Here is a 13,356-nt window from a genome sequence, read left to right as displayed (position 1 = left end):
GTTTTTATTTTTTTTTATTTTTTTTATCAACAATCTTATGTTGGATAATAAGTTATCAATAAATGTTTTAGGTACTAATTATGGTGATTTTATTTATTATCTAAATTATATCATAAATTATGATTAAAAACACAATTAATTTGCTTAATATACAGCCTCTCAAAGCATACTATTTAGTTCTTCTAGTTCTTGAATTGCTAAGGCTTCAAATTCTTCTTCGGAAATTTTTTCTAGCTCTGGCATTTTGTTGTCGATATTTTCTAAATTGGATAAATCGACTTCAGAATCTAAGATTGATTTCCATCCCATTACTTCCTTAAATATATACTGGGATAGTTTTTCAATCGTTGGATATTCAATAGCTACTGTCCCAGATAAGGTTTTTCCTAGTTGAGTTTGCAGTCGATTCTTTAATTCCACTGTCATCAGAGAGTCCATTCCCATTTCCATAAACCCTAAATTTACTTCCGGTAATTCAGATGAACTTGAGCCTAATACCTGAACTACTTGTGCTCTAATGTGTTCCCTTAAAATTCCTTGACGTTCGCTTTCTGAGGCAGTCTCTAATCTATCCAAAATTACTGGTTCTGCATTCTGTTTAAGTGCATCTTGTGGTAATTTGTCTTTTTGTAATAGTTCCCGCAGTAATGAATTTTTATTGCTATTATTCAACTGCTGTGCCAACACTGACCATTGTACAGGTATTACACCCACCTGCTCAGTTAGAGATTGACTTCCTAACAGTTGCTCCAATGCATACATTCCTTGTTCTGGGGCAATATTACCTATCCCACTGGTATAGATTCGATTCTGATGCTGAATGGCCAAACGATCCACCATTCCTCCAGATGTCCATACTCCCCAATTAATACTTAATCCAGGTAATCCCATGCTTCGACGATAGTGAACGAAGGCATCCATGAAGGCATTAGCAGCAGCATAGTTTCCTTGACCCGGTGAACCAAGTAAGGAAGCTATTGAGGAGAAACAGACAAAGAAATCTAACGGTAGATCCTGAGTAAATTTATGTAAATGCCAAGTTCCTGCTACCTTTGGAGCCATTACCTTGCTAAAATGCTCCAGACTCATCTGTTGCAGGGTTGCATCCTCAAGTACTCCGGCTGTATGAATAACTCCTTTGAGTGTGGGTAAGGATGTCTGAATTTGTTGGATAATTTGGGCTATATCTTTTTCAATAGAGATATCTCCTAACAAAACCCTGACTTTAGAACCTGCTTGTTCTAATTGCTCTATGGTTTCTTGGGCTGTTTCTGATGGAGCATTACGTCCGGTTAAAACAAGATGTTGAGCGCCCTTTTCCACCAGCCATTGGGCTGTATGTAACCCTAAAGCTCCCAGTCCTCCTGTAATCAAATAGGTTCCATCTGATGATAATGATACTGCCTTGGTAAATTCCGGGACTGATTGTTTTACCAACCTCGCTATATAAGTTTGTTCTCCTCGTAAAGCTAGATGATCTTCCTCTGAAGTATTCACTAGTAGTTGCAGTAGCATTTCTACTTCCTGTTCTGTTTTTTGTAGGTCTAAATCTACCAATCCTCCCCACAGTTGTGGATGTTCTAAAGATACTACTCTTCCTAATCCCCACAATGGTGTTGCTGCTACTGCTAGTTTCTCTTTGTCTGATAATACAGGCTGCGCCCCCCGAGTGACTACCCATAGTTGGGGGTAGTCACTGGTTTTGAGCACTGTCTGTAACAGGTAAATTACACTGCCACATCCCCACAGTTGAGTTTCTTCTAACTCCTCAACTGTTAATTCTTCTGAGGCGACTACATCTAAACTCCACAGATGAATTGCTTTTGTCAACGGTAGTTGAGTGGTTTCTGATATCCCTTGATAGAGTTGTTCCCACTCTTGAGCTACACAGGGATTGAGTTCATATTTTCCCGCAGCCAGTTGATGATATTGTCCGCCTCGATATACCAAGCTACATTCATGTCCTTGTTCTTGTAATTTGGCAGCTAAATTTTCTGCTACTCCCGTGCTGTCTGCTAAGATTAACCAATGATGGCTTAATTGAGAGCTGATTTTTTCCTGACTGGGAGCTACAGGTTTCCACTGCACCTGATATAACCAATTTTTGATTGTTGCTGCTGCCAATTGTTGCTGATGTTGTTGGGCTAATACCTCCAATATTTCTGGTAACAATTTTTGCTGGGATGGTGAGAATTTTACCACTTGTTCTAGTTGTTGAGCTAGAGCTTCTGTTTCTCCTTGACCCAATAGGTTAAAGATGGCTGTATTACTATTTTCTGATGCCAACCTCTGGCTTTTTGGTTCGGTTTTTTCCCTGGGTTCTACCCAATACCGTTGCCGTTGGAAGGGATAAGTGGGCAAGACTACTTTCTTTTTGCTCGACTCTCTGTCAAGTTCTAACCAATCTACCTTGGCTCCTCGTACATATAGTTGCCCTAGGCATGAGAGCATTGACTGCCATTGATCTACTCCTGGACGTAATGATGGCAACCACACACCACTGTCTTCTGGCAAACACTGACGTGCCATACCTAATAAAATTGGCTTGGGTCCGATTTCGAGGAAGATTTCATAGCCTAGTTGGTGCAGGGTCTCTATTCCTGAGGCAAATTTGACTGGTTGCCGTGTATGATCTGCCCAATATTGAGCTGTGGTGAGGCTATTGTCTGCTGTTGTACCTGTCAGGTTGGAGATGATTGGTATTTTTGGTTGATTGTAGGTGAGTTGATTGGCTACTGTTTCTAGTTCTGCTAGTATTGGTTCCATTAATGGTGAATGGAAGGCGTGGGATACTTGTAGTTTTTTAGTCTTGATGCCTACAGATTCTAGGTTAGATACTATCTCCCTCACTGCTGATGAATCACCTGATATGACTACACTTTCTGGCCCATTAATGGCTGCTACCCCTACTTTTTCTTTGTGGGGGGTCACTGCTGCACTGACTAGAGCTTCTTTCGCCATTACTGACACCATCTCTCCCCCTGGGGGTAGTTTTTGCATTAATTTAGCCCTGGCTGCAACCAGTTGCAGAGCTGCTTCATTACTCCAAATTCCGGCTACTGTTGCTGCTACATATTCTCCTAAACTGTGACCCATGACTATGTCTGGTTTGATTCCCCAAGATTGCCATAACTGGGCTAGGGCATATTCGATGGCAAATAGGGCTGGTTGGGTATAGGCTGTTTGGTCTAGTAGTGATGGTAAGGATTCAACATCTGTCTGAGGGTAAAGAATTTCTAAGAGGGGATGTTCTAGTTGGGTTCTGAGAATTTCACCGCATTCGTCTATGGCTTCACGGAAGACTGGTGCTTGGTCGTAGAGTTGTTTCCCCATGTTGATGTATTGGGAGCCTTGACCTGTGAACAGGAAGGCTATTTTGGGGGCACTGCTGTTGGGGGAATTTTGTTCGGAATATACTAGAGATGTTTCTGTTCCTGTTTGATGTTGTTGCAGTTTTTCGGCTAATTCTTCTTTGTTGGTAGCGATCGCTGCGAGACGGTGAGGGAAATGTGCTCTGCCGGTTTGGGCGGTGTAACAAATATCTGCGAGGGTTTGTGAGCTATGGGTTTCTAGATGTGTAATATAACGAGCTACTAATTCAGTGAGTGCTGAATCTGTTTTGGCTGAGAGGGTTAATAGCTGAACTGGAGGCTCTGATATCTCTTCTGTTTTCTCTTCAGGTGGAGCTTCTTCCAATACGGCATGGGCGTTTGTTCCACTAAAGCCAAAGGAACTGACTCCTGCAACTCTACTTTTGTCTCCCACCTGCCAAGGAGTTACCTGAGTAGGCACATGAACCGGGAATTCTGACCAATTAATATAAGGATTAGGTAGGTTGAAATGCAGATGAGGTGCAATCTGTTTATGTTGCATTTGCAATACAACTTTGATTAAACCTGCGATTCCAGCTGCAGCTTCGGTATGACCAATATTTGTCTTAAGTGAACCTATTATCAACGGTTGCTCTTGAGAGTGAGTTTCCCCAAATACTGCTGCCAAAGCTCCCACTTCAATCGGGTCTCCTAAAGAGGTTCCCGTACCATGAGCTTCCACATAGCTGACTTGAGCTGGATCTACTCCCCCGTTTTCCAATGCTTGACGGATAACAGCTTGTTGAGACGGACCATTAGGAACTGTTAAGCCACTGGTATGACCATCTTGGTTGATAGCAGTGCCACGAACCACCGCCAGAATATTATCTCCATTAGCTACCGCATCAGATAGTCGCTTGAGCACTACTATGCCACATCCCTCACTGCGGACAAAGCCATCAGCAGCAGCATCAAAAGTCTTGCATCGACCATCAGCAGAAAGCATACGAGCTCTTGAATGATTGATATGGATTAATGGTGAAATGATTCTACTTACTCCTCCTGCAAGAGCTAAATCACTCTCTTTATTCCTAAGACTAGAACAAGCCAGATGGAAGCTCACTAAAGAAGAAGAACAAGCCGTATCCACTGCTAGGTTGGGTCCAGTCGTACCTAAAATGTAGGAAACTCGCCCCGATGCAGTACTGTTACCATTACCACTGGCAAAATAAGCATTAATTTTTTCGATATCACAGCCAGCTATTTGACTATAATCACTGCCACCGATACCAATAAAAACACCTGTCTGAGTTTTAGCTAGTTGGTGAGGATTAACGGCAGCATTTTCTAAAGATTCCCAAACTACTTCCAAAAGCAGACGTTGTTGAGGATCGAGATAATTTGCCTCCTTAGCAGAAATGCCGAAGAAAGAGGAATCAAACTCCTGGAGTTGTTCGATAAAACCACCATAACGGGTATATATTTTACCAGAAGTTTCTGGGTCTGGATCGTAGTATTCATCAATATTCCATCGGTCTTGGGGAATTTCTGTGATGGCATCTACTCCCTGTTGCAAAAGATGCCATAAATCTTCTGGTGTATCGACACCTCCGGGATAGCGACAACCAATACCAATGATTGCTATTGGTTCTTTTGGCGATTTCTCCAATGCATCTATCTTTGATTGTAATTCCTCAATTACCAAAAATGCTCTTTGCAAAGGAGTTAGTCCTTCAATCTTATTTGATAAAGTTTTCATTAATTACCACACCTCACTTATTAATCATTAATGAGTTTAACTTTTGGTTAATCAGTTCTTCTAACTGATCTTCTGAAAGCTCTTTTGTCTTAGCTAACGAATCTTCTTGTTTTTGAGTTTTATCACTTTCTGTTGGTTTAGTAACCAAAGTATCTAAACAGTCTGCATTTTCTAGTACCTGTTGAGCTAAGTAATCTATCAACTCTCCCACAGTTGGATAGTCAAAAGCTAGGGTTAATGGAATTGAACACCCTAAAATTGTTTGTAAGTTATTCCTTAATTCCACAGATGTCAAGGAATCCATACCTAAATCAAAAAAACCTTCCTCCAAACCTATCGATTCCCCTTTATTCATGCCTAGTACCTTAGCTACTTGAGTTCTAACCAAACTGACTAACAACTCTTGTCGTTCCCAGATATTCGCTGCTTCTAACTTTTGTAGAAACTCTGATTTCGATTCTTGGGAGGTGGTAATCGTGATTTCTTTCCAATCTGCTAAGAACGGCCATTTTTCAATTCGCTCTTGCCAAGCTGACCACTTTATGGGTGATATCCCTATTTGCACATCTGAACCACTCATCACTAGCTCTAGAGACTCTAACATTTGAGTTGGTGCGATCACTCCTAGACCCTTCTGCTGTGATATGACATTGGCTCCACGCTCTGCCGCTTCTCCTACTTGAGACACTACCCCCAAATTTATGCTCAATCCAGGTAGCCCCATACTTCGACGATAATGAGCTAGACCATCCAAAAACCCATTTGCTGCCGAATGATTTCCCTGACCTGGTGAACCCAAAATAGATGCCATTGAAGAAAACAACACAAAAAAGTCCAATTGCTGGTTTTTGGTCAATTGATGCAAATGCCAAGCCCCCTGAACTTTCGGTGCCATTACCTGTTGAAAACTCGACCAACTCTGGTTTTGCAGCACTCCATCGGATAACATTCCTGCTGAATGAATCACTCCTGCCAGTGGGAAGGTGGATTGGTTAATTTTGTCAAATACCCGCAGCATTGAATCCCATTCGGATACATCAGCCTTTTCCACTACTACTTCAGCACCTGCTTGTTCCAACTCAGTTAATTTTTTCACAACAGCATCATCAGGAGCACGGCGTCCCAGTAAGATTAAATGCTTGGCTCCTCTGGACACCATCCAACGGGCAACCAGTAAGCCCAAACCTCCCAGACCTCCTGTAATCAAGTAGGAAGCGTTTTCCCGGAAATTCAGAGGCACTTCTGTTTGCTGATGACTGCTGCGCACTAATCGAGCCACATAACGACTATCTCCTCGCCATACAACCTGATTTTCTCTATCCTCAGACCAAATTTCATTGAACAGTGTCCATGCTTGATGCTCTACTGTCTTCATTGGGTCTAAATCAATTTGCATACAGGATAATTCTGGGTGTTCCAGGTTAATCGCCTTCCCCATTCCCCACACCGCAGATTGTGCTAAGCCTGGTATCACAGGATGACTTTCCGGTACAGGTTGTGCTCCTGAAGTGACTAACCATAACCGTGGTAGTTGGGATAAGCCACTTTTTACTAAAGCTTGTACGACTGATAATGTCGTACCACAACCCAGTTGAGATAAATTTTCTAACTCCTGGGAGCTGATTTCTTTACCCAGAAATGCTTCGGTCGTCCAACATTGCACTACTCCATATAATCTTGAATTTGAGTAAGATCCTACTGTAGCTATCAGTTGCTCGAATTCTTCTGGCTTACGGGGATTAATTGTAAACTCTCCTGGTGCCGGTTGTTGATATTTCTCCCCGGCAAATACTAAAGTACACTGTTCTCCCACTGAGCGCATTTGATTGGCTAACTGTTGCGCCACTCCCTGAGTATCTGCCAGTATCAACCAATTCTTGGGTGTTGATGATGTTGCCTCCATTGTCGTTTCATCAGCTTCAGCAACAATCACTGCCTGCCGAGACAAAAATTCTGGCATTCCCTCAATATCTGGCAGGGCTACTACTTGTTTAGTAAAACCAGTTTCACTAAGTACTTGCTTCCACTTACTTTGGGACAATAGAGGATAGTCTGGTCGTAACTCATAATCTTGGAATTTCCACCATCCTTCTAATAATCCAAAGATTAAATCTACCCACTTCTGGGGAGTTGTTCCTTCTAACAATACCAACATTCCCCCTGCCACCAACAATTTTCTCACATGGGATAATGTTTGTTGGATATTGGCAGTAGCATGAAGTACATTGGCAGCTATAATCACATCGTACTGGTGAGGTTCAAATCCTTGGCTTACTGGCTCTACTTCAATATCCAAGGTTTGATAGCGCACAAATGGATAGTCTTGGAACTTCTGCTTCGCTTTAGTAGTGAATAGCGTTCCTATATCGGTGAACACATATTCCGTTTGCGAAGGTGGCAGATGGGGTAGAATATAGCTGGTAGTGCCTCCTGTTCCGGCTCCAATTTCCAATATTTTTAGCCCACGGTTTTGTGGTAATTTCTCTATTGCTTTGGCGATCGCTTTTTGCACTATCGTGTTCATCACTTTAGCTACTGGTGACTCTTGATAGAGTAGAGTAGCTGTAGTTAGATCACCTTCAGGAAACAGTAATTGCACTGGCTCAACTGCGCCTCGCAATACCCCGCTCAGTTGAGATGCACAACGATGAAGTAGTATCAAGGCAGCTTCTTCCTCGGGATACTGAGTCAGTAACTTCTGGCTTTTTTCACCAGGGTTGACTTTCTCCAAAGTTTGTAATACCTGCCACTGCTGTTGGGTTGACTGTACAATTCCCACGGATGCTAGAATTTGGAGCATTCGGTTGAATAGTTGTCGCTGGCTGTTGACTATGCCTAGACGAGAGGCTGCAGAATCTATCGAGAAGCTCTCAGTTGGTTTGTATGGCCAACTCATTTCCTGCAATCCTTGCACTATATAGTCTATACTTAATTCTTCTAAGCAAGTTTGGATTTGCTCGGATCTATCATTGTCTGACCTAGTTACTAATTCTTTCAGGGTGGAAGTCAATTGTTGTTCAACTTCTGGAGGTGTTGGCAGGTAGTCTGGAGGCTGTAGCCGACTCCATATACCTTTATTTCTCCATTCGACTTGATAAAGCCAATCTTTGATGCTGACTGTTTCTAGTTGTTGTTGATGCTGTTTAGATAGCAAGTATAGCAGTTTAGGTAATAAATCTATTTCGCTTTGGGAAAGATTGCCAACTTTTTCTAGTTCTTGAGCTAAGGCATCTATTCTTCCCTGAGTCAGTAGATTAACTATCTCAGTATTATTTTCCGATGTTAACGAGCTTTTTTGTCCGTTTTCTTTGGTTCCTACCCAGTAGCGTTCTCGTTGGAAGGGATATGTCGGCAAAACTACTTTCTGATGCTCATAATCTTTGTCAAACCCTGACCAGTCTATTTTGGCTCCTTTTACATACAATTGTCCTAAGCTAGAGAGCATTTGTTGCCATTCATCCACTCCTGGACGTAATGAGGGCAACCATTCTCCTACGTCTTCTGTTACACATTGCCTTCCCATTCCTAACAATATTGGCTTAGGTCCTATTTCTAGGAAGGTTTCATATCCTTGCTCATAGAGAGTTTTCATACTCTGGGCAAATCTTACTGGTTGACGCACATGACCCACCCAATATTCAGCAGTGGTTATTTCCGCACCTACTTCTTCACCAGTGACGTTTGATATTAGTGGTATTTTGGGTTGATTATAGGTTACTTGTTTGGCTACTGCTTCAAATTCTGTTAACATTGGTTCCATCAATGGGGAATGGAAAGCATGGGACACCTGTAATTGTTTGGTCTTAATTCCCATATTTTTTAATATATCACAAATAGTTGTTATCGCTCCACTGTTCCCTGAAATTACTATACTTTCTGGTCCATTAATCGCTGCTATTGTCACTGGGGAACTATACTCTTCTATAGCCTCTATTACCTGAGATTCTGATGCCATTACAGATACCATCTGACCACCGGAGGGTAACTGTTGCATCAACTGTCCCCGCATGGCTATTAATTTTAGACCATCTTCTAGGCTAAATACTCCTGCCACACAAGCTGCTACATATTCTCCTACACTATGACCCATGACTACATTGGCTTTAATTCCCCATGATTCCCATAACTTAGCTAGGGCATACCCTAGGGAAAATATAGCAGGTTGGGTATAACCTGTTTGGTCTATCAAAGTAGAAGTTTCATCTTTAACCTGAGCCGGATAAAGTACATCTAATAAAGAAACTTCTAGATATTTTCCCAGAATCTCACTACACTGGTCGATAATTTTCTTAAAAGTGGGTTGAGTCTGGTATAACTGCCTTCCCATTTGCCGATATTGAGAACCTTGACCTGTAAATAGAAAGGCGATTTTCCTCCTAGTTTGCCTTGTTATTTGTCCTGAACATATGCCAGGAACATTCTCTCCCTGTTTGTATTGTTTGAGTTGTTCTACTAACTCTTGTTGCTCAGAAGTTATCAAAGCTAATCTATGGTTAAATTCTGCTCTACCGATGTTAGCTGTGTAGCAAATATCCCCCAAATCCTTCTGATTACTTTCTGCTTCTAAATAACTTTGATAACTATTGACTAAATCAGCAAGAGCCTTTTCGGTTTTCCCTGACATAGTAAATATATGAACTGGACGTTCAACAATATCCTCACTTCCGACTTCTGACTTCTGACTTCTGACTTCTGCAGGAGCTTCTTCTAAAACTATATGAGCATTGGTGCCACTAAAACCAAAAGAACTAACCCCAGCTATGCGACTTTTACCATTTGTTGGCCAAGAGGTGAGCTTGATCGTGACTTGTACTGGTAATTGCTCCCAATCAATATAAGGATTTGGCTGATTAAAATGCAGTGATGGGGCTATTTTCTGATTTTGCAGTTGCAATACTACTTTCATTAAACCGGCAATTCCTGCTGCTCCCTCCAAGTGACCAATATTAGTCTTGGCTGAACCAATTATTACCGGTTGCTCTTGAGAGTGAGTTTTTCCAAATACCCTTCCTATTGCTCCTACTTCAATAGGGTCTCCCAAGGAAGTTCCTGTGCCATGAGCTTCTATATAACTGATACTAGCTGGGTCTACTCCTCCATTTTCCAAGGCTTGGCGAATTACTGCTTGCTGAGACGGCCCATTAGGTACAGTCAATCCACTGGTATCACCATCTTGGTTAATGGCAGTTCCACGAATCACCGCCAGGATATTATCCCCATGGGCTACAGCATCTGATAAACGTTTGAGTACGACCATACCACATCCTTCACTACGGACAAATCCATCTGCGGTAGCATCAAAAGTCTTGCATCGACCATCAGGAGATAACATTCCCGCCTTAGAAAAATTGATGCTAAACTCTGGAGATATTAATGCATTTACTCCTCCCGCTAGAGCTAAATCACACTCTGTATTTCTTAAACTGGTAGTGGCTAAATGGATACTGACTAGAGAAGAGGAACAAGCTGTGTCTACTGCTAAACTAGGTCCTTTGAGCCCCAGAAGGTAAGAAATTCTCCCTGATGCTGTACTGTGGCTATTTCCTGTACCTAGATAGGCATCAATTTGTTCAAGGCCTTGAGTTAATATCTTTTGAGTATAGTCACTACCACAAATCCCAACAAATACACCAGTAGAGGTTCCTGTAAGTTGTTGAGGATTTATTCCTGAACGCTCTAAGGCTTCCCAACTCACTTCTAGGAGTAATCGCTGTTGAGGGTCTAGATGAATTGTTTCTTTAGGAGAAATACCAAAGAAATTGGCATCAAACTCTTGTAGTCGCTCCACAAAGCCTCCATAACGAGTAGAAATTTTACCGGGAGTGGTAGGGTCAGAGTCGTAATATTTATTAATAGGCCATCGGTCTGGTGGCACTTCCGTAATCCCATCTACTCCGTTTTGTAAAAGTTCCCAGAAGGCTTCAGGGGTAGATGCGCCTCCTGGAACACGGCAACCCATTCCAATTATGGCGATTGGTTCCTTGCTCTGATTTTCGTACCTTTCTAGTTTGGAGCGTGCATCTTTGAGGGCTTTAATTGCTCTTTCTAAAGGTAAGTTTTGTTTTTTTTCTTGAGTTGGTTTTCGATTCATGTTGTATTAATATAATAAGTTTACAAGTAGAGTGTGGGGGTTTGATATATTTCCCAAGTTCACAAAAACTATCGCTCGCTATTTAAATTAATTTTTCTAATTCTTCAATTTCTTTAATAAATGATGCTTCTAATTCAACTTCTGTCAGTGGACTAGCATCTGATAACTCGGATGACTTTTCTTCACATGGGTTAGGCGATCGCAACTCAGTATCATCTTGAGCATCTATTAAGTTTAATTGTTGGGCTAAGTAATCTACTAGCTTATTAAGCTTTGGATAATCAAAAGCTAGAGTAGAGGGTATCGAACACTTCAAGCTACTTTGCAACTTATTCCTCAACTCCACAGAAGTCAAAGAATCCATACCCAAGTCAAAAAACCCTGTTTCCAAGGCAATTGATTCAGGATGATTAATCCCCAACACTTGAGCCACCTGACGACGCACATGAGCCAACAACAACAAACGACGCTCACTGGGTGGTGTGGCCTCTAACTTTAACAGAAAATCTGACTTCGATGGTTCTGCCACCTCTAGTATAGTTTCCTGCCAATCTGCTAAAAACGGCCACTGTGCCACTCTCTCCTGCCACCCTGACCACTCAATAGGCACTACCCCTACTTCCACATCCGAACCACTCATCAATAGCTCTAGAGACTCCAATACCTGAGCCGGAGATATTGCACCCATCCCCTGCTTACCTGCCCTCACATCTGCACCCCGTTCGGCTGCCTCTCCTACTTGAGAAACGGCTCCCCAATGAATGCTCAATCCTGGTAATCCCATCCCGCGACGATAATGGGCTAAACCATCAAGGAAAGCATTAGCTGCAGAATGATTTCCCTGACCAGGCGAACCCAACAGAGATGCTGCTGAAGAAAACAGCACAAAAAAGTCCAATGGTTGATTTTGAGTCAATTGATGCAAGTGCCAAGCACCTTGGACTTTCGGTGCCATCACCTGCTCAAAACCAGGCCAACTCTGGTTTTGTAGCACTCTATCTGATAACATTCCTGCTGAATGAATCACTCCTGCTAAGGGTCTGTTTAACTCCTCAATTCTCTTCCACACCTCTCTCATCGATTTCCCATCAGACACATCGGCCTTTTCCACTACCACTTCCGCTCCTGCCATTTCTAACTCTGTTATTTTTTTCCTAATAGCATCATCCGGTGAACGGCGTCCCAACAATACCAAATGTTTAGCCCCCTTTGACACCATCCAACTAGCTACCAGTAAGCCCAAACCTCCCATACCTCCTGTTATCAGGTAGCTAGCGTCCGAACGGAAACTTAAAGGCTTTTGAGTCGTACCATCAGCAAGTTGTGTTTGACTCACCACAATCTTACCTATATGTTTGGCTTGCTGCATATAACGGAAGGCATCGATGACTTTCTCTATAGGAAATACCTTCACTGGTGGTGGTTGTAGTAAACCATCGCCAAATTCCTCTTTCAACCCTTGCAACATAGAATTGATTAATTCTGGTTGCTGTTGAGACTCTTTGACTAAATCCACCACAAAATAAGATACATCCGGTCTGAATGCTGCAACTTTGCTTGAATCCCATACTCCTCGCTTGGCGATTTCCACAAACCGACCACTCTGAGTTACCACTGACATACTCTTACTAATAAATTCCCCAGAAGTCAGAGAGTTAAGTACAATATCCACTCCTTGACCTTGAGTTATTTCCATCACCTGGTCAGCAAATTCTAATGTCCGGGAATTCATAATATGTTTAACACCCATATTTCGTAATGCTTCCCATTTGGGCGGACTTGCTGTAGCCAAAACCTCAGCTCCTGCTCGCTGTGCGATTTGAACTGCTGCCATTCCCGTACCTCCGGCACCAGCATGGATGAGAATGCGATCGCCACCCTTAATCTTAGCCACATAATGCAAAGCATAATAAGCTGTTAAAAAATTAATTGGAATAGATGCTGCTTCTTCAAAGCCTAGATGTTCTGGCTTAATAACTACATAGGTAGCATCAACAGTTACATACTGACTAAAGCTGCCTTGAGCCATAGCCATAACTGAATCCCCTACATGAAAGCCTGTGACTTCTGACCCTACAGCTACTACTTCACCCGCACACTCTCCACCAAAACTGTCCATCTCTACTAAGTGTTTTTGAGACATTCCATCCACTTGCTGAGGGACTAATCCTAATGCAGATACTACATCTAGAAAA

General features: G+C 42.2%; 3 protein-coding genes. All 3 read right to left on the bottom strand.

Annotation, left to right across the window (positions count from 1 at the left end; translation table 11 throughout):
* Positions 1 to 159: 159 nt before the first annotated feature.
* Positions 160 to 5,070: a type I polyketide synthase gene (locus tag F6J90_RS40910; protein WP_293107912.1), complete on the bottom strand. Its 4,911-nt coding sequence runs from the start codon at positions 5,068 to 5,070 to the stop codon at positions 160 to 162.
* A gap of 13 nt (positions 5,071 to 5,083) precedes the next feature.
* Complete coding sequence (locus tag F6J90_RS40905; protein ID WP_293107909.1) at positions 5,084 to 11,161, bottom strand: type I polyketide synthase; 6,078 nt, start codon at positions 11,159 to 11,161, stop codon at positions 5,084 to 5,086.
* An 82-nt stretch (positions 11,162 to 11,243) separates the two neighbouring features.
* A partial coding sequence (locus tag F6J90_RS40900) for a type I polyketide synthase (RefSeq protein WP_293107906.1) occupies positions 11,244 to 13,356 on the bottom strand: 2,113 nt, incomplete at its 5' end.

The sequence above is a fragment of the Moorena sp. SIOASIH genome (genome assembly GCF_010671925.1).
In the GTDB taxonomy this organism is placed as follows: domain Bacteria; phylum Cyanobacteriota; class Cyanobacteriia; order Cyanobacteriales; family Coleofasciculaceae; genus Moorena.
Note: the sequence above shows the minus strand (reverse complement) of the source record. Positions and strands in the feature narration are given on the sequence as shown.

Excerpts from the sequence above, each read along its gene's own strand:
- F6J90_RS40910 (WP_293107912.1), bottom strand. The coding sequence starts at position 5,070 with ATGAAAACTTTATCAAATAAGATTGAAGGACTAACTCCTTTGCAAAGA.
- F6J90_RS40905 (WP_293107909.1), bottom strand. The coding sequence starts at position 11,161 with ATGAATCGAAAACCAACTCAAGAAAAAAAACAAAACTTACCTTTAGAA.